The sequence below is a fragment of the Streptococcus sp. FSL K6-1323 genome (assembly GCF_038630745.1).
Classification (GTDB): domain Bacteria; phylum Bacillota; class Bacilli; order Lactobacillales; family Streptococcaceae; genus Streptococcus; species Streptococcus salivarius_D.
In genome coordinates, this window is the sequence record NZ_CP152039.1 from 1,384,830 (window position 1) to 1,404,023 (window position 19,194).

General features: G+C 41.1%; 19 protein-coding genes and 1 pseudogene. 1 reads left to right on the forward strand and 19 read right to left on the reverse strand.

Translation table 11 applies throughout. The features are described 5' to 3' along the window. Positions 1–109: 109 nt before the first annotated feature. A pseudogene (locus NST80_RS06320) lies at positions 110–999 on the forward strand (ISL3 family transposase); the annotation flags it as partial. 72 nt (positions 1,000–1,071) lie between these two features. Here the strand turns inward: NST80_RS06320 and NST80_RS06325 are convergent. The 19 genes from NST80_RS06325 to cdaA all read right to left on the reverse strand — a co-directional run bounded on the left by NST80_RS06325 (position 1,072) and on the right by cdaA (position 19,138). Continuing rightward, the gene (locus NST80_RS06325) at positions 1,072–1,806 is read right to left on the reverse strand and encodes a PHP domain-containing protein (RefSeq protein ID WP_048790775.1); all 735 of its coding nucleotides are present in this window, start codon (positions 1,804–1,806) and stop codon (positions 1,072–1,074) included. A gap of 8 nt (positions 1,807–1,814) precedes the next feature. Further along, on the reverse strand, positions 1,815–2,459 hold the full coding sequence (locus NST80_RS06330) for a TIGR01906 family membrane protein (RefSeq protein WP_073686680.1): 645 nt from the start codon (positions 2,457–2,459) through the stop codon (positions 1,815–1,817). After that, on the reverse strand, positions 2,449–3,222 hold the full coding sequence (locus NST80_RS06335; RefSeq protein ID WP_048790757.1) for a TIGR01457 family HAD-type hydrolase: 774 nt from the start codon (positions 3,220–3,222) through the stop codon (positions 2,449–2,451). The genes NST80_RS06330 and NST80_RS06335 overlap by 11 nt, the downstream gene beginning before the upstream one ends. Before the next feature lies 1 nt (position 3,223). Beyond that, positions 3,224–3,967, reverse strand: coding sequence for an acyl-ACP thioesterase domain-containing protein (locus NST80_RS06340; RefSeq protein ID WP_045768869.1), 744 nt, complete (start codon positions 3,965–3,967; stop codon positions 3,224–3,226). Then, complete coding sequence (gene hemW / locus NST80_RS06345) at positions 3,968–5,104, reverse strand: radical SAM family heme chaperone HemW (RefSeq protein ID WP_004182690.1); 1,137 nt, start codon at positions 5,102–5,104, stop codon at positions 3,968–3,970. 95 nt (positions 5,105–5,199) lie between these two features. Further along, positions 5,200–5,940 (reverse strand): hypothetical protein, encoded by a 741-nt coding sequence (locus NST80_RS06350; protein WP_037605587.1) that lies wholly within the window; start codon positions 5,938–5,940, stop codon positions 5,200–5,202. Between the two features lie 205 nt (positions 5,941–6,145). After that, the gene (locus NST80_RS06355; RefSeq protein WP_342504572.1) at positions 6,146–7,231 is read right to left on the reverse strand and encodes a hypothetical protein; all 1,086 of its coding nucleotides are present in this window, start codon (positions 7,229–7,231) and stop codon (positions 6,146–6,148) included. Positions 7,232–7,295: 64 nt separating this feature from the next. After that, positions 7,296–8,342, reverse strand: coding sequence for a dTDP-glucose 4,6-dehydratase (rfbB, locus tag NST80_RS06360; RefSeq protein WP_002884100.1), 1,047 nt, complete (start codon positions 8,340–8,342; stop codon positions 7,296–7,298). Positions 8,343–8,544: 202 nt separating this feature from the next. Further along, positions 8,545–9,138, reverse strand: coding sequence for a dTDP-4-dehydrorhamnose 3,5-epimerase family protein (locus tag NST80_RS06365; protein ID WP_014633275.1), 594 nt, complete (start codon positions 9,136–9,138; stop codon positions 8,545–8,547). Next, a complete protein-coding gene (gene rfbA, locus NST80_RS06370) occupies positions 9,138–10,007 on the reverse strand; it encodes a glucose-1-phosphate thymidylyltransferase RfbA (protein WP_002883992.1) in 870 nt (289 codons plus the stop codon). The genes NST80_RS06365 and rfbA overlap by 1 nt, the downstream gene beginning before the upstream one ends. A gap of 213 nt (positions 10,008–10,220) precedes the next feature. Continuing rightward, positions 10,221–11,567, reverse strand: a complete 1,347-nt coding sequence (locus NST80_RS06375) for a PHB depolymerase family esterase (RefSeq protein WP_004182694.1) — start codon at positions 11,565–11,567, stop codon at positions 10,221–10,223. A 185-nt stretch (positions 11,568–11,752) separates the two neighbouring features. Further along, positions 11,753–12,841: an FAD-binding oxidoreductase gene (locus NST80_RS06380; RefSeq protein ID WP_004182695.1), complete on the reverse strand. Its 1,089-nt coding sequence runs from the start codon at positions 12,839–12,841 to the stop codon at positions 11,753–11,755. A 64-nt stretch (positions 12,842–12,905) separates the two neighbouring features. Beyond that, positions 12,906–13,733, reverse strand: coding sequence for a ZIP family metal transporter (locus NST80_RS06385; RefSeq protein ID WP_004182696.1), 828 nt, complete (start codon positions 13,731–13,733; stop codon positions 12,906–12,908). 12 nt (positions 13,734–13,745) lie between these two features. Beyond that, positions 13,746–14,534 carry a Nif3-like dinuclear metal center hexameric protein gene (locus NST80_RS06390; RefSeq protein ID WP_004182697.1) on the reverse strand — a complete coding sequence of 263 codons (789 nt, stop codon included), beginning with the start codon at positions 14,532–14,534 and terminating at the stop codon, positions 13,746–13,748. Then, positions 14,524–15,210 (reverse strand): tRNA (adenine(22)-N(1))-methyltransferase TrmK, encoded by a 687-nt coding sequence (locus NST80_RS06395; RefSeq protein ID WP_004182698.1) that lies wholly within the window; start codon positions 15,208–15,210, stop codon positions 14,524–14,526. Before NST80_RS06395 ends, NST80_RS06390 begins: the two co-directional genes overlap by 11 nt. 98 nt (positions 15,211–15,308) lie before the next feature. Then, positions 15,309–15,749, reverse strand: a complete 441-nt coding sequence (locus tag NST80_RS06400) for a GtrA family protein (protein ID WP_013990768.1) — start codon at positions 15,747–15,749, stop codon at positions 15,309–15,311. Between the two features lie 2 nt (positions 15,750–15,751). Then, complete coding sequence (gene glmM, locus NST80_RS06405) at positions 15,752–17,104, reverse strand: phosphoglucosamine mutase (protein WP_183138220.1); 1,353 nt, start codon at positions 17,102–17,104, stop codon at positions 15,752–15,754. A gap of 220 nt (positions 17,105–17,324) precedes the next feature. Next, complete coding sequence (locus NST80_RS06410; protein ID WP_004182701.1) at positions 17,325–18,290, reverse strand: CdaR family protein; 966 nt, start codon at positions 18,288–18,290, stop codon at positions 17,325–17,327. Then, the gene (gene cdaA, locus NST80_RS06415; RefSeq protein WP_004182702.1) at positions 18,287–19,138 is read right to left on the reverse strand and encodes a diadenylate cyclase CdaA; all 852 of its coding nucleotides are present in this window, start codon (positions 19,136–19,138) and stop codon (positions 18,287–18,289) included. The genes NST80_RS06410 and cdaA overlap by 4 nt, the downstream gene beginning before the upstream one ends. Positions 19,139–19,194 lie beyond the last annotated feature (56 nt).

The following is a 19,194-nucleotide window of genomic DNA, read 5'->3' on the forward strand; positions in this document are numbered from 1 at the left end:
GAAAGATAAGATTGAAACCATATGTTCCTTTTACTTGACATTAGCATAACAAGCGAAGCTTAAAATCTTCTATAATTCCCATAACCACGCCTTTTCTTTAAGCTTTCCTTCTGATATTGCCAGAAAGCTTCGTGTGTCGACGTCCACTGTCTATCGTAAGCTCGACCAGTTTACTTTCAAGGAACATTATGACAAGCTCCCTACTGTTATGTCCTGGGATGAGTTTGGGTTCAAGAAAGGGGAATTCGCTTTTGTAGCCCAGAATTATGAGACAAACGAACTCATAACCATCCTTGATAATCGTCGCCAAACCACTATACGAAACTACTTTTTGAAGTATCCATTGAAAGTCCGACAACAGGTACAGTTTATCACGATGGATATGTCTGGGACCTATATGCCACTAGCCAAAAAACTTTTTCCAAACGCCAAAATCGTTCTTGATCGTTTCCACATTATCCAGCACCTTGGTCGAGCATTTTTAAAGACAAGAATTGCTATTATGAACCAGTTTGATAAGAAGTCACTACCCTATCGAGCCTTGAAAAATCACTGGCGACTCTTTCAAAAGGACAGCCGTAAGCTATCGCTCAACTCTTTTTATTCAAAGACTTTCCGACAAACTTTAGCACCACATGAAGTCGTTGAGAAGACTCTAGACTTTTCAGAAGAGCTCGCTAATGACTACAACCTCTATCAGCTTTTGCTTTTTCACTTTCAGGAGAAGAGGGTAGATGAGTTTTTTGAGTCAATAGAGGAGAACATGAGCAAGGTCAATCACTACTTTCAAACGGTCTTTAGGACTTTTCTTAGACACAAGCAATACATCAAGAATGCGCTAGAAACTGACTATTCAAACGCGAAACTCGAAGCGACTAACAAGTTGATCAAAGACATCAAACGGTTGGGCTTCGGTTTTAGAAACTTCATCAACTTTAAGAAACGTGTCTTCATCACTCTAAACATAAAAAAAGAGAAGACCTATCAGGTCCTCTCTAGATGTTAGCTTTTCGTCACCCACTACAGTTGACAAAGAGCCGAAAAAGACAGCTTCAGTTGAAGCTGTCTTCGCTATATAATCATATCTTTTGTAATGCCAAATTCTCTCAAGATCTCCTGAATCTTGTCAAAGTTCAGACGGAAATGCTCCAACTTATGACCATCAGACCCAATAGAATACTTACGACATCCCAAATCCCTAACAAGGCCTAGGGCATAACGGTAAAGGCCCTCGTGATGATAGAGGTACATACTCTTTGCATTCAGTTCAAAAGCCAAATCATTAGCAATCATTTTCTGGAAAATACGTTTGAGTTGTTCTTCATAGACTTTTAGCTCATCAACAGTCACATCAAACAGGCGGAAACCATAGTCAAAGTGGGCCAGAACATCTGCGTCCACACGACCAATAGCGTACTCCAACTTGTCCAGATACTCTTGAATAATGCTTGCCTTGTCCATATCCGCTACCTCATCATCAAGATAATCATTGACCCCATTATGGTGAACAGATAAAAGTTTGAGATCATAGTCCTTACCATCCAGAAAGTCTAAAATATCCCTTTCCCTAGGTTGGTAATAACCAATCTCGATACCACGTTTAATACGATTACCATACTTACGGTTAAGACTTTCAATCTCACGACTATAGGCCTCATACTCGGGCACATCATCCTGTTTGGTATAAGGATTAGAGAGATCATAATGCTCAGTCGTTACAATCTCCCCATCAAAATGCGTCAAATAATCAGTAAAGTTCGCATCCGAATCATAGGAATGATGGGTATGCAAATGGTTATCACGAATAGACATAACTACTCCTTATTTTTCAAATACATTGTAAGTTGCTTATGGGCCAACCAAGTCAAGCTCACCATGATTCCCTCATAAATAATAAAGAAAATCACAAAGCACTGAAGAAAGTACTCTTCTGGCAAAACATTGATAATCGGGTCCAAGATTGGATTAAAGAGCCAACTGCTATCCCCAGGAAAGAGGGCTTCATGAAAGAGCGTAAAAAACTCATCAAATCCGAGAAAAAGCCCCACAACCCCAATAAGGACTGGCAAGAGTGCTAGACTCATATAAAGTTTAACGTAAAGACCAAAGGTCCCTTTCTTCACATTTCGCCAAAGAGAAGTTACTGCTGGATAAGCTAGTAGAATAACAAGCCCCTGTACCAAATGAAAGAGCCACTTCACATCATGAAAATGCTTAAGCCCACTCTCCGATGATGTAAAATCAGGCATGGACAGATGACCAACCCAAGGAAAGGTCAGGTACTGCATGAGGATATTGAAATCATGCCAGAGCTCTGTCTTGCCAAGAATGACATAGTCCAAAAGATGCATCCAATCAATATCAAAATAATAAAAGCCCCATGCCAGATAAATCGTCACTAGGATAGACAGGGCCAAGAGCCAAATCGGAGTCAGAACAGCCTCAATTTTAGTTCGCATCAAAATCCCACTCCACTAGACTAGAAAGTACATGGTCGGGTTTTACTGGTAAATTCGCAACCTCTTCCGCCTTGGTAAATCCAGTTGTCACAAGAAGTGTTGGAAAGTCATTTTTAATGCCAGCTGTAATATCAGTCAAGTAATTGTCACCAACCACGATAGTTTGGCTACGTTCTGTCCCAAGGATTTCAAGAGCCTTGTTCATGATAATAGCTTCAGGTTTACCGATAATGATTGGTTTCACGCGTGTTGCTGCCTCAATAAGGGCTAAAAGGGAACCGGCACCTGGAAGAAGGCCGCGTTCTGTTGGGATATTCAAATCTGGGTTTGTCCCAATAAACATAGCTCCTTTATGGATGGCAAGCGTTGCTTTAACCAACATTTCATAAGTGACTTCACGGTCCAAGCCCACCACAACATAGGCAGGATTTTCTTCGTCTACCGTATAACCTGCATCCGCAATAGCAGATTTAAGCCCAGTCTCACCGATAACATAAACCGTCTTGCCACGATTCATATCGTTCATGTAGTCAACTGTCGCCAAAGTAGCTGTGTAAATGGTCTCAAGAGGTGTTTCCAATTCACACTGATTACGCAAAAGCTCTTGCACCATCTCTGGTGTACGCATACTATTATTAGTCACAAAAAGATAGGGAATCTGACGCTTCTGTAACTCCTTAACGAAGGCTTCTCCCTCAGGAATACGGTCCTTCCCCTTGTAAATGGTTCCATCTAAATCAATCAAATAACCTTTATATGTCATCTTACTCGTCTCCTATTTCTTTCCATTGGATAATGGCCTGAGCATGAATATTGCCATCAACACAAATCTGATGTTGACTGCTCAAACTTTCTTGGTCAAACTCATAGCCTGAATAAATCTCTGATCCATGATGAATTTCCTTAACATACTTGAGGTCAATATGGGCTGGTGTGTACTTGATCAAAAAATCCAAATCGAAAACATCAAACATCCACTCCAAGTACTTGCTATTATTAACGTGGCCATTCATGTCTAGGTCAAAATAACGCACACGATATAAAGTCTCAATTGGATTTTCCAAAGCATTATAGCGAGGTCCTCTAAGCAACTTTTTAGTCTTATCAGCTCCATAAGGTGCTACCACCTCATCTGGTACTTCTGCTACCTTACGCGTTTCATAATCCATGAGAGCAAAGGTAGTCTTAAAGAGCATAATTTGCTGACCAGTTTCATCTGTGATGTAAAAATTACGGTAACAGAAAATCTTATTATAGGAAATAGCTTCCGTTGTAATGGTCACCTTTTCATTGTAGCGAGGCAGACGGTCAATCTCAATCGCATAGTCTGTCACAATCCAAACCAGACCGTACTTATCAAAAACGTCCTTATCCGTATTTCCCAGAGATTCTGACTGCATACCAGATACTTGCAATGAAAACGCCAATAAGTGCGGTAATTTCACCTGATGCGTGATATCCGTCTCATAAAACGGAATCTGATAAGAAATACTAAATTTTAATCCCATCTAATCCTCCAAGATAAATTGCTCAGCGACACTATCACCCAAAAAGAGTCCTCGTTTGGTCATACGAACCACCTCTGGATCCTTGACCAAGAGCCCATCTTCCTGTAGTTTTTTCACAATGTCTCCATAAGTATCCGCGAATGACAAGCCAAACTTCTCTTCAAAACGTTTGATGGACACTCCCGACTTTTTACGCAAGCCAAGGAAGAACTCCTCTTCCATCATCTCCGCCTTAGTCAGATGCTCCTCGTGAAGTCTAGCATGACCATCCTCAGCTATAGCCTTTAGATAATGCTGGATAGGCCCTCTATTGCGATAACGAACACCATTAACATAACCAGAGGCTCCAGCACCCACACCATAATACTCATCATTATTCCAATACATGAGATTATGTCGACTCTCCATCCCAGGTTTGGTAAAGTTTGAAATCTCGTAGTGCTCAAAACCATTGTCTTCCAACTCTTGGATAATATAGTCAAACATCTCTGCCTCCAAGTCCTCAGTCGGAAGATTGAGCTTACCCCGACGCATCTTATTCATAAAGACCGTATGATGTTCCAATATCAAACTATAGAGACTTAGGTGTGGAATATCCAGTTCCAGTGCCTTTCTCACATTTTCCTTGACCTGATCCATAGTTTGACCAGGTAGTGCATAAATAAGGTCAATGGAAATATTATGAAAACCAGCAGCCTTTAAGCTATCAATACTTTCATAAATCTGTGCTTGATTGTGACTGCGACCAATTTGACGCAAGTGCTTGTCATCAAAGGTCTGAACCCCTAAAGATACGCGATTTACAGCTGATTTTTTGAGCACCTCAATCTTATCAACCGTCAAATCCCCAGGATTGGCCTCAATGGTAAACTCCTCCAACTTAGACAAATCCAAATTTTTCTGAAGATTGCTTAAAAGGTAGTCCAATTGCTCCGCAGAAATAGCTGTCGGTGTCCCACCACCAATATAAAGGGTGCGAAGCTCCTTGATATCTAAAAGCTCCCACTCACGAATCAAAGCCCGTAGGTAGTCATCAACGGGCTGATTTTTAATAAAGACCTTGGAAAAGTCACAATAATAACAAATTTGTGTGCAAAATGGAATGTGCACATAGGCTGACGTTGGTTTTGTTTGCATGTAACTATTCTACCATTTTTTAAACAGAAATGAGACCTCGAATGATAAGAGTTTGAGCCAAAAAAGAAGCCATCTCTCCAGATAGCTTCTATTCTTTATTTTGTTAATGAGAATGGGAAAGCATTATAGTTGCTATAATCAAAGGTTGGTCCCAAGTCAGAGATGAATTGAACTGGCGTGTAAGTTCCATTTTCAAGAATAAAGCCAGGCTTAGCTTGAAAACCAGCTCCCCCTATTCCTGTAATACCAGGAAGCAAGGTAGAAAAATCGCCACCCTCCCAAACGTAGAGATTTCCAGAAATTTGAACAGCTTTTGCAGTTGTAGAGCTTTGACGATAGGGTTCGTAATCGACATTGAAATTTGCCTTTGAAGTGATGTTGCCATCAGCATCAACTGTAAAACTAATGTCCGTTGCTTGAGGACTTGTACCAGTCCAAGTTCCAACCAAAGCTGCTGGGACAGGAGCGTCACTTTGGGTATCAGCTGTTGCTTGACTAGACTTGTTTGACTCAGAAGCAACACTACCATTTGTCCCTGCTTGAGCATCATTTCCAGCTGAGGCTTGATTTTTTGAAGAGCTAGCTCCAGGAGCACTCGCTTCTTCTTGACCTTGAGAATCCTTTGAAGATGAAGCTTCTGTCTTTGACTTTTTAGCAGACTTCTTCTCAGATGTTTTTGTTTTAGCAGATGACTTCATTACTTTAGAAGTTGACGTTGTAGATGATGCTGCAGTGTCTTTTTCTGACTTAGAGCCACATCCGACAAGTGCTGTAGAAACAGCTACAGACAACAAAACAAGGGAACAAACACGGATAACTTTACTTTTCATTTTCATAAACCTCTTATATATATTTCTATTATATCTATTTTGTTACAAAAATCAAGTATTTTATGTAATTTTTGTAACAATCATGTAATTAATTGTATCGCTGTCATAAGTTAATATCGTATTTACAAGTAAAAAAAGCCCATCACTCCTAGAGGAATGATAGGCTTCTGCATCTTATTTAGGTACTTCTTACCTGCTAGAGGTATCGTGATTAATCTTTGTCTTGTCTTTCGATATAACCTGAATAGAGATCTCCATAGCTATCCTCTAAGATAACAATGCGCTTGCCACCATCTACAACTGCAAAATAGTAGGAACTTCTCTCATCGTGGTAGATATCATTAACACTCTTAGCCTGATAACCATGTGACTTAAGAGACTTCTGTATTTTATCAAATTCTTTCTGCACCTTATCATTATCTACTTTACCTGATTTGTTCACCAGATATTCTCTTAAAGGTTTAGCAATTAAGATATCTGTATCATCGGAATCTGTAGAAATAACACCATTTTCAGAGATAGTAGCTTTTCCTTCGGCGTCATCATCCTCATCAAATTTCTTCCAGTTACCAACAAAGGCTTTTGGAACCTCTGCCTTATGAAAAAGACATTTCTTTTTTAAATCTTTGGTACTTCTTGATCCGTAGTAGAGGTCTGATAAGAATAAATCTAGAACTAAGTTTGTCCCATCTTTCTGAATCAGATTATAGTATCCAAACACTTTCGTCTTTACCAGGATGATCTCTTTTGTCTGTAATTGGTATTTCTTGTCAAAATCAGCAATCGTTTTTAGTTTTGAATCACTGACGTCCTCTAAGCTTGTTTCAAACTTCTGTCTTACTTTCTGGCCAATAGAGATTTCTTTGATTTCTTCTTCCCTATGGCCTGCAACAAGTTTTGACTTTTTCCCACTTAACTCATAAACCAAACCAGCATTATTACCATTTACCCACAAGCCACCCAAGTTTGTTCCTTTGGAAGAAAACAAAAAGAGGCCAAGACTTGTTGCTACAACAAGAAATAAAGCAATCCCAAGACCAATAAAAGTCTTCTTGCCAAACTTTTTCTTCTTAACAAAGACCATTTGCTGTGAATAAGCTGGGTTGACCATTTGACCACTCATTTGATTTGGTAAAGGCATGACTTCTTCAGTCACAGACTTTCCATTGTTGGAAAAAGTGGCTTGTTTTCCTTCCATAACAAATTCACCATTTAGAAGGGCCTGCTGACACTCCTGAATAGTGGGCTTACGATTATTAATCGCTTCAAAATATTCAATCCATTCTTTTCTATTCATCATCTCTCCTAATATTTCTTAATAGAAAAATCTATCACTAGCTTGGAAGTGATAGATTTCCCAATTATTTAAGCACTTCTTGTGTCTTAGCGTAGTTAGCTTCAACAGCTTCTTTTTCGGCTTTCCACCAGTCTTGGTGATCTGTGTACCACTTGATTGTTTCTTCCAAACCTGATTCAAAGTTTGTGAATTGTGGTTCCCAACCAAGTTCTTCACGCAATTTTGTTGAGTCAATAGCGTAACGCAAATCATGACCAGCACGGTCTGTTACACGATCGTAAGCATCTTTGGGTTGCCCCATTTTTTCAAGGATAAGCTCGAGCACTTCCTTGTTGTTCTTTTCACCATCGGCACCAATCAAGTAAGTTTCACCGATACGGCCTTTAGTGAGGATAGCCCAAACACCAGTTGAGTGGTCGTTAGTGTGAATCCAGTCACGGACGTTTTTACCTTCACCATAAAGTTTTGGTTTAATCCCTGACAAGATGTTGGTGATTTGACGTGGAATGAATTTTTCGATGTGTTGGTATGGTCCATAGTTGTTTGAGCAGTTTGAAATAGTTGCCTTAACACCAAATGAACGCACCCATGCTTTAACGATAAGGTCTGAAGCAGCCTTAGTTGATGAATAAGGTGATGATGGGTTGTATTTTGTTTCTGCTGTGAATTTTTCACCAGGACCTTCACCGTGTCCAGGAAGATCTTCGCGCAATGGAAGGTCACCATACACTTCGTCTGTTGATACGTGGTGGAAACGAATATCGTATTTACGAGCAGCTTCCAAGAGTGTGTAAGTACCAATGAAGTTTGTGTGGATAAATGGTGATGGGTCGTTCAATGAATTATCATTGTGGCTTTCAGCCGCATAGTGAACGATAGCATCAGCCTTAGCAGCCAATTTATCAACCAATTCAGCATCAGCAATATCACCAACAACCAATTCAACACGGTCACCAAGGATTTCTTCAATGTTGGCACGGTTACCAGCGTAAGTGAGTTTGTCAAGGACAGTCACATGAACGTCTGGATGATTGTTGTAGACATAGTGTACGAAGTTTGAACCGATGAAACCTGCGCCACCAGTTACGATGATATTTTTATATTCAGTCATTTTTTCTCCAAAAATTTTAGTTTTTTTATCGTTCCTTTCGCTAGTGAGGGACGCCAGCAACCCTTCGGTTTCATGGCTAAATCCGAAGCCGAAGTCTCCGGATTTCCCTACAAGATTCCCTACGGCAATCTTGTTATCACTAGGGCAGGAACGATACTACCAGGCTCCTTGCAGTCGCAAAAATACTGTGCAAGGTTTATTCTTACAAATCTTCTGCTCTTAGTGGTTTAACGTCTTTGAGCAATGGGTGATTTTTATCTGCTTCTGAGACTTCTGCTTCTTCCAAGTTTTCCCACTTAATATCAAGGCTTGGGTCAGCGTAGTTGACAAAGGCATATTTAGGTTTAAGTTCAAGTGCCCAGTAATCGTTTACGAGGTAGCTATATGACACTTTGTCAGACAAAACTTGGAAACCATTGGCAACACCACGAGGAACAAAGATTCCTTTTGAGGCATCAATAACAGTTTGGTAAGTATTCCCAAACGTTTCGCCTTCACGGAGGTCAACCCAAGTTCCAAGAACCTTTCCTTCATCTGCTACTGAGATGTATTTATCCCAAGGCTCAGCGTGCAAGCCACGCAAAACATTTTTACGTGAGAAAGAAACGTTATTTTGCAATTTTCCTTCTGCAAAGAATGACTCTGGAAAACCAAGTGGCAACATCTTTTCCTTTTGGAAGTTTTCCTTGAACCATCCACGGTTATCTCCATGAACAGGAATATCAAATTCAAGCAGACCTGGGATAGCATCAATCTTGCGGGCAGCTAGTTCTTTACCAAAAAATTGTTCAGTCATTATGCTTCTCCAATCAAACGGAGCAAATATTGTCCGTATTCGTTTTTCTTAAGTGGTTGTGCCAATTCAAGAACCTGTTCTTTAGTGATATAACCCATGCGATAGGCAATCTCTTCAAGGTTAGCTACTTGGACATTTTGCAAACGTTGAACTGTTTCAATGTATTGAGCAGCTTGCAAGAGGCTTTCATGAGTGCCTGTATCCAACCAAGCAAAGCCACGTCCCATTAGCTCAACAGAGAGATCTCCACGTTCTAAGTAAGCCTTGTTAACATCCGTGATTTCAAGTTCGCCACGAGGGCTTGGCTTGATATTTTTGGCAATTTCCACAACATCATTGTCATAGAAATAAAGACCAGTTACAGCAAAGTTTGATTTTGGATGCTCAGGTTTTTCCTCGATAGAGATGGCATTCATATTGTCGTCAAACTCAACAACTCCAAAACGTTCTGGGTCCTTAACTTGATAACCAAAGACTGTGGCACCTTTTTCCTTAGCTTCAGCACGTTGAAGCATGGCAGAAAGACCATTGCCATGGAAAATGTTATCCCCGAGGACAAGTGCAACACTATCGTCACCAATGAAGTCTTCACCAATGATAAAGGCTTGAGCCAATCCATCTGGGCTTGGTTGTACTGCGTAAGAAAGTGAAATACCGAACTCAGAACCATCACCAAGAAGCTCTTCAAAACGTGGAAGGTCCTGTGGCGTTGAGATGATGAGAATTTCCTTAATACCAGCCAACATAAGCGTTGAGAGTGGATAGTAAATCATTGGTTTATCGTAAATCGGCATCAGTTGTTTTGATGCAGCACGTGTCAATGGATACAAACGTGTCCCTGAACCACCTGCAAGAATAATACCTTTCATAAGAAGGCTCCTTTTTTCTCTAATATATTATCTATATTTTAGCATTTTTCAGCCCTCTTGTCACGGTAAACCCTATGTTCTTAAGCTTTCATTAAGAAAATCACAAGTGCCCATTTTCTTAATCCAATCTAAAAAAGGATTTCGATTGAAACCCCTTTAGATTGAGGATAATATCTTGTAATATTCCCTTTGGGGAGTGTGATTATCATCCTCTTAGTGTCTTTGTGCACTCATCCAGTCAAAGATACTGTTATAAGTTTGTCCATTGACACTGGCACGAGAGCCACCTCCATTAGTTGGATCGGTGGCTACCATACCGCTGTAACCGTCCCAATTTTTCGTATTTTCAGGATGCTGAACGCCAATCACCTGGTCATGGAAGAAATAAATCCAAGCCCAATGCCCATCATACTCTGTCCCAGGAAGATCAGTCCCAGTAGCTGTTTCAAAGTATGAGAACCACTTGTTAGTAGCTCCAGAGGTAATCAAGCTCTTATATAAAGGCAAGACACTATTTTCTGGTTGGACTGTTGCGTCTGCCTTTGTGTGAATCAACCACATAGGCTGGTTCTTCAGTTTATCAATTCCAGATTGGTCAACAGTTAGTGGCGCTGCTATTGGAATGAGAGCTGCAAAATAATCTGGATAGGTTGCTCCCATGGTCAAGACCATACCACCACCATTTGAAACTCCCGCAAGATAGATTCGTCCCTTATCTACCTCAGGGTGATTAGCTAGGTAGGTATCAATGGTCTCTTTGAGTTGGGCTGCATTATCTGATCCCCAAGGTGTCTGCGTTTGAACAGCCAGAACATTAACCCCACGCGCCTGATCACCAGTTGTTAAGAAATGGCCTTGAATCTCAGGCTGGGTAAGCGCATAGACGTCATTTGAAAGAAGCGGAATATTCATATCTGTCCCTCTTTCACCAATACCGTGTAACCAGACTATCAATGGTTTGGTGCTATTCCCTGTACCAGTCTGGGCACTATAAGCCGCATACTGCATGTTACCTACCTCTCCTCGCTCGTCGAAAACCTCCGTCGTTGGCATCAAACGATTGTTGATGGCATCTTGCTCAGATGAAACCATCTGTGACTGACTACTACCTTCTGCCACTACTGACAAGTCTTTCATTGATACCATATAACTTTCCAGCCATTGGTTAGTCCAAGTAGAAAGGTTGAAATACATAGGTTCAGCATTCCCACCCATGTTGTAGCGGTTATAAGACGGTAGGCTCAATTCAAGCGTCACGTACTTGCTATTGTCATAATAGACCACATGCCCCTTATCATCAGAAACATAAGAGTTCGTTACCTGACGACTGACCCCTGCTGTTGTAACCTGAGTTGAGCTGTGGACAACCTCTGGCGTGACCTTCTGATTAAATTCAAAAATGACTTTGGTTACAGCCGGTCCAAACTCATAACTTTCTAGAACAATACTTGTCTTTGTCACAGCCAAGTCTTCTGCTGCCCCTGCTTTGACAGATAGGCCTAAACTTATGGCTAGCAAAGTAACAAGGACTGTCACATATACTTTAACTTTTTGGAACATAGTCCCTCCCCTTTTTTATTAGTATTCACCTACAATCGATGAACAGTTACTATTTTATCATTTTCTAATCAAATAAGAAATAGATGCAAAGAAATTCTAATAAAAAGAATCAGCTAGCATCCCTCAATAAGGAGAAATAGCTAACTGATTCATAAATTTCAATATATTGGAGGGCTTTAATACTATTAGTCTTTTTTCTTAACGTACTGAGCCACTGGATAATCTGCACTGTCCAAACTACCAGATCGGTTCATAACCAAATCAACCAAATTTTTTCCAATAAGTGGCCCTGTCGTAAGTCCTGAAGATCCTAAACCAGAGGCGACAAAGACACCCTCAAGCTCTGGAACTTCTCCAAAGAAAGGTGAGAAATCACTCGTGTAGGCTCTAGTTCCCACACGTTCTGAGAAGGACTTGGCCGTACTTAAGTCAGGGAAATAGGTCTTAGCCTCTTCCTCCAGACTTGCAAGTACAGTCTCATCAACTGTCAAATCAAAGCCTTGGTCATTTTCATGGCTGGCCCCTACCGAAATCTTTCCACCAGCAAAAGGAATGACATCCAATTCGCCCTCTGGCATCAGAACAGGTAATCTACCAGTATCCATGCCCTCAAAGAAATAGTCGCGCAATTGCCCCTTTTGGGGGCGAACATCTACGTCAAAACCAAGGGGCTCGAGTGTTTGACCTAGCCAGGCACCACAAGCGAGAATGACCTTATCAAAAGTTTGCCCATTAATCTCGTAAGTGCCATTATCAAGAGGAGATAGTATGACTAGACCCTCTACCTTTTCAAAACCAGAGGCCTCAATCAAAGTAGATGTTAATTCTGCCCCCTCCACTCTGGCACCTCCAGAAGCATAGAGATAACGGTCAAATCCAGTAAATTCAGGGAGGTCGGCAGCATTTTTTATAGAGAGTTCACCAATAATGGGTGATTCTTCTAGCCTAGTTTCTGCATGCTGATACAAACCGTCCAACTTACTATCATCTTTCTTGAGAAGGGCTACACCAGACTGATCATAGAAGCTCGTGTCATAACCATCATTTTCAAGATCTGAAACTAAATCTTGGTAAAAATCGGCTCCCAAACGGGCCATTCGATACCAGGCTTTATTACGACGCTTGGAAAACCAGGGGCTGATAATCCCTGCTGCCGCCTTGGTGGCTTGCCCGAGACCATGATCAAATACTGTAACCTCTGCGTCTTTTTCTTTTGATAAGTAGTAGGCAGCCGTTGAACCGACGATACCTGCACCAACAATTGCTATTTTCATTTTTTACTCCATCTATTTGAAAAGAGCTGAGTCCTATATCAATAGGCACAGCTCTCTAGTATTTTTAACCTAAGGCCACGTCCATGACCATCATGACGACAAAGCCAACCATGAGTCCTAAGGTGGTGACGTCAGTATTACCATTGGTTTGTGATTCAGGAATCAATTCCTCCGTTACCACAAAGATCATGGCACCAGCCGCAAAAGCCAAAGCATAAGGAATAATCGCCATCATCCACATAACAAGAGCAGCTCCCATAACAGCCCCTATAGGCTCCACGATGGCTGACATAGATCCCCAATAAAAGGCCTTGATACGAGATTTTCCATCTGCTCGAATAGGAATAGAGAGGGCTGCACCTTCAGGGACATTCTGCAAACCAATACCGATAGCTAGACCAATGGCTCCCATGAGACCAGCAAGTGTCATATTCCCACCAGCTAGGGCACCAAAGGTAACACCAACCGCCAATCCCTCTGGAAAATTATGAATCGTGATAGCCAAAAAGAGCAAGGCTGTTTTAGACAACTTTTTCTTACGAGGTTGAATCCCTTCTGCTTTTGAGATGTCATTTCCTAAATGCAAATGAGGAACGACGGCATCAATTAAACGGAGGGCAACACCACCAAGCAAGAAGCCAGCTGCCGCAGGGAACCAGGACCATTTCCCATAGCCATTTTGAGTCGCATAGGTTAAAGAGGGATCCAAAAGTGACCAAAAAGAGGCCGCAATCATGACACCAGCCGCAAAGCCCATCATGATATCTAACAATTTACGACTAATATTCTTGAAGAAGAAAACAATGGCCGAACCGACAATGGTACAGCCCCAAGTAAAAAGACCTGCAAGTAAGGCCAAAAAGACCACATTTTGATGTAAAAGCCAAGTCAAAGACACATCCTCCTACAAATGATCAAAAGGATTAGTTGAGGACTGACTCTCAAGTATGGTCACATTCCAATCATGCTCACGTTTCCAAGCCTCAAGTTTTTCAGCAATCTTTGAGATAAAGAGGGCTTCAACATGGTGCCCAGGGTCAATAGCCAAGAGACCATTAGTAATCATTTCTTGCCCTGTATGGTAGTAAACATCACCAGTGATAAAGACTTGTGCGCCCTTTTTCAAAGCATCCTTGTAAAATCCTTGACCACTACCCCCACAAATAGCCACACGGCTAACAAGAGGATTATTATGGTCATAACGAACCAAGCGAACACTGTCCAAGCCAAAAACTGCTTTTACTTTAAGAGCAAGTTCTTCAATGGTCTGTGGCACGATATCACCCACTCGACCGATTCCATGATTTTCAGAAGTCTGTGTTAAATAAGTGGTGTCTTTAATGTCAAGTATGTCACAAAACCAATCATTAAGCCCATCATTGACAACATCAATATTAGTATGACTCACATAGACTGCAATATCATGCTTAACCAGGTCAAGCAAAATATCTCGGTCAGGCGAAGAGACCAAATCCTTAACTGGACGGAAAATTGGAGCGTGTTTAGCAATGATAAGGTCCACACCTTTTTCAATAGCTTCAGCTACTGTATTTTCACGAACATCCAAGGTAACCATGACCTTCTGAATCTCCTTATCCAGACTGCCAATTTGCAAGCCAACCACATCACCTTCCATGGAAAGCTCCTGTGGACAAAATTCCTCATAAGTCTTGATAAGTTCACTAGCTAACATGGTTCAAAACCTCCTTAATGGTTTGAATTTTATCTTCAATAGCTGCACGGTCAGTCTGATTGGCAAGAGGAATGGATCCTAAGGCAATCTCAAGTTTATTGATTTCTCGCTGCCATTTGAGCTGGAAAACCTGAGATTGTTCTTTCATGAGATGAGGACCAAAACGCACTTCCTTGTCTGAAAGGCTCATATGTCCAGCTTCTGCCACCATGATTTCGTAGTATTTGCCATTTTCAGTCATGATGGATTCGGCAATAATCTCAAAACCATTTTCCATCAACCAAATACGGAGATCATCTTCACGATTATTTGGTTGTAAAATCAGACGGTCTACGCCTGTTAGTTTGTCCTTTCCAGCATCTAGGATATCCGCAATAAGACGTCCTCCCATGCCACAAATCGTGATAGTTGTTACCTCATCAGCAGGTTCGAAGGCAGCCAAGCCATTAGCCAAGCGCACGTCGATTTTATCTTGGAAACCAGAAGCTGAGACATTAGCAAGAGCAGATTCATAAGGGCCTTTTACCACTTCACCAGCAATAGCTGAAGTAATCAAACCTTTTTCAAGTAAATAAATCGGAAGATAGGCATGATCACTGCCTACATCCAAGAGTTTTGCGCCTTTCGGAACATAGGTTGCTACGTCCTTGAGGCGTTGAGATAATTGTACGTACATGTTTCATCTTTCTATTTTTTTAAGTCTCTTCAATTATATCAAAAAAGGAGGTTGGTAAGAAATGCTTTTAACACATTTCCTAACAACTTCCTTTTTGTTTATACTTTCTCGCCTGTAAAGACGAAAAATTTAGAAATAATGTAGTTCAATACAATGATAAGGACCTGAGAGAACAAACTCTCGATACCATTTACCCAAGCATGACTATGACCAACAAATTGACCAATAATTTCTGGATAGGTATCAACCAAGAAATAGGCCAGAGCCAAATCCAAGACCAAGGTCAAGAGGCGGGCTCCCACGAACTTAACAAAGCGCGTGACCATACCTGTCTTTTCCTGATTAAAGACAAACATGTCATTTGTAAAAAAGGCAAAGATAATGGCAATCGCATTTGCTAAGACTGCTGAAAGTGTTCCTTGTTGAGTAAACTGGAAAATCAAAGTACGACTAACCATATAGACCAAAGTTGCCAAGACACCAAAGAAAAGGTACTTGAAAACTTCGGTAGCCATGAAGGCTCTCAGTTTAGCTATCATACTTAGTCCAATCCAATTTCTGCACGAACAACATCAGCAATCGTATCAACGTAGTAATTCACTTCATCATCTGTTGGTGCTTCTGCCATAACACGAAGGAGAGGTTCTGTACCACTTGGACGAACCAAGATACGGCCATTTCCAGCCATCTCAGCTTCCATTTTTTCAATGATAGCCGCAATTGCAGGAACTTCCATAGCCTTATCTTTCATGCTATTTTCCACACGGATATTAACCAATTTTTGTGGATAGATAGTCACTTCTGAAGCCAATTCAGACAAGCTCTTACCTGTTTCAACCATGACTTTAGTCAATTGGATTGCTGTCAATTGGCCATCACCAGTTGTGTTGTAATCCATGATAATAACGTGTCCAGATTGTTCACCACCAAGGTTGTAGCCGTTTTTACGCATTTCTTCGACAACGTAACGGTCACCAACAGCAGTCACTGCCTTGTTAATACCTTCACGGTCAAGTGCCTTGTGGAAACCAAGGTTTGACATAACTGTTGTCACGATGGTATTTTTAGCCAACTGGCCTTTTTGTGACAAATGTTTACCGATGATGTACATCACCTTGTCACCATCAACAATATCACCATTTTCGTCAACAGCGATGAGACGGTCACTGTCACCATCAAAGGCAAGACCGATAGCTGAGCCAGTTTCTTTAACCAAGTTTTGCAACTGCTCTGGGTGTGTCGAACCAACACCAGCATTGATGTTAAGGCCATCAGGTTGGTCACCAATGACAGCGATTTCTGCGTTCAAGTCAAGGAAAATGTTACGTGCAGATACCGCAGCCGCACCGTTGGCCGCATCCAAGGCAACTTTCATGCCACCAAGGTCAACACCTGTAGCCACCAAGAATTTTTCGTATTTACGAAGACCCTCTGGATAATCCACAAGGGTTCCAAGTCCTTCAGCTGAAGGGCGTGGAAGCGTATCTTCTGCAGCATCGAGAAGGGCTTCAATTTCCGCTTCACGCGCATCATCCAATTTAAAGCCATCACCACCAAAGAACTTGATGCCATTATCAAGAGCTGGATTATGGCTGGCTGAAATCATAACACCGGCACTTGCATTTTCTGTACGAACCAAATATGAGACACCAGGTGTTGCAAGTACTCCAAGTTTGTAGACTTCAATACCCACTGAGAGCAAACCTGCTACTAAGGCAGATTCCAACATCTCACCAGAAATACGTGTATCACGTGCCACAAAAACTTTAGGACGGCCAGTCTCATGTTGGCTAAGCACATAACCACCAAAACGACCTAATTTAAAGGCCAATTCAGGCGTAAGTTCAACGTTTGCTTCTCCACGAACACCGTCTGTTCCAAAATATTTACCCATAATTTTATTATTAGTGCTTGAGCACTAAATCCTCCTTAAACTGTGATGCTGTTTAGCAAGAGTCAATCTAGTGAAATCTATCTAGATAATCTAACTTTATAAGATTTCGCCAATATTTTCAACCCTTGATTTTAAACATTTTTAATTGGTTACATTTTTATGAGATTAGGCCCTCTCAGTCCCATCCATTATACATGAATTTGGGGAAAATGTAACTCCCCTATTTTTGCGTGACTTTTAAGTTAACCTTAACAGTGCCAGGCTGAACCGTAACACCTTCTGCCTTAAGGTCTATTGTTTTTGAAGTATCCTTAGTCACTTGGCTAATGTCCACAGGGACTGTGATGCTATCAATCTTATCCATAGCTTCTTGGCTACCAACGATAGTCACATGCCCACGATCAAAGCTATAGCTGATATTAGACACATTGCTAGCCTTATCTCCAGTCAGTTCAACCTTGACAGGAACAGATTTGCTTAATTTTCTCAAATTAATCTTGGCGTGTACCTTAGCTGGTGAGATAGAACTTGCTAGGACTGTTCCATTTGCCGAAACGGCTTGAAGAACCAGGTTACCATCATAATCTTCAGACAGGTTGGAATCACCTTCCAATACTGCTTGAACATGGTCAATCTGGTTAATGATATCTTCACTCGACGTCACTTCTACCTTGGTTTCATCCAGGCTAACTTTTTTCACTTCATAACCATTTGCCAACTTATCTGATGTAATATTAGCTACTACATCAAAGGTCTTGCTGGCTTTTTTGCCAATAGTTGCCGTCAAGGTTGATGGAGATACCTGCGCAGACATTCCGGCTGGAAGATCCTTAACCTGAATAGGTACTCGACTGGTTCCTTGGCCTAAATTTGACAAATCAGCAACTAATTTAAAGTGACGTGTATCACTACTTGTCTCAGTCGTTAAAGCCAGCTGTGTTGTCGCCGTCAAATAGACTTCGGCATCATAGGAATAACCACTGATAAAGTACTTATCACTATCATATTTTATATCCACAGGAACCGACTCAATGGTTTGTGTAAAGGTATTAGATGCACTTGAACTATTCTGTTTATTTTGCGCGTTCCCCGACCAGGCTGTGAAAAAGAGTACTACAGCAAAGAAGAGTGCAACTAGTATCTGCCATAAACGATCGTTTTTAAAGAAATTTACAAAACACTTCATTTTTTGCTACCTCCAATCCAACGTTGGAAGAATGACTGACGTGGTTCTTGTTCTTTCAACAAGATAAGACTCAACTCTTGTTCAAATTCTTGAACGGAGAGATCGTGTATGAAATTTCCCTTGTAAGCAATGGAAATCGCACCAGTCTCCTCGGAAACAACAAAGGTAAGCGCATCTGTTTGTTCTGAAAGACCAATAGCAGCTCTGTGCCTAGTTCCAAACTCTTTGGAAATCTTATTAGATTCCGTCAATGGCAGATAAGAACAAGCCGTCGCAACCTTGTTATCTCTGATGATAACTGCTCCATCATGAAGCGGTGTATTTGGGATGAAAATATTAATTAATAGTTCCCCAGTCACCACCGCATCAAGCGGAATCCCCGTCGCAATCTGCTCTTGTAAGGTCTGAGTCTGTTCAATAGAAACCAAGGCCCCAATCTTACGAGGACTCATGTACTTAACAGCTTTAACAAAGGCTTGAACCAACTTCTCGTCTGAACTAACCTCTTTACTTTGCAAAAAATGCTGAGGCGTACGCCCAAAGGTTTCAAGTGCAGAACGAAGCTCTGGCGCAAAGATCACAACCGCCGCAATGGCTCCATAGTTGATGACCTGATTCATCAAATAAGAAATCGTCGTGAAGCCTATAAAATCAGAAATCAGTTTGACAAAAATAAATAAGACAACCCCTTGAACAAGGGTCATAATTTTTGTCCCTCGTAGGGCCCTAATAAAGCGATAAATTAAAAAAGCAACAATCAATATGTCCAAACTATTGACGATAACTTTCAGCGGACTATCGAAGAGTGACCGCCAAAAATCAATATCAATGGACGAAAGTATTCCCATACATATCACACTTTCTTTTAATTTTTAAACAGTTTCTATTATACCACGAATTCTAA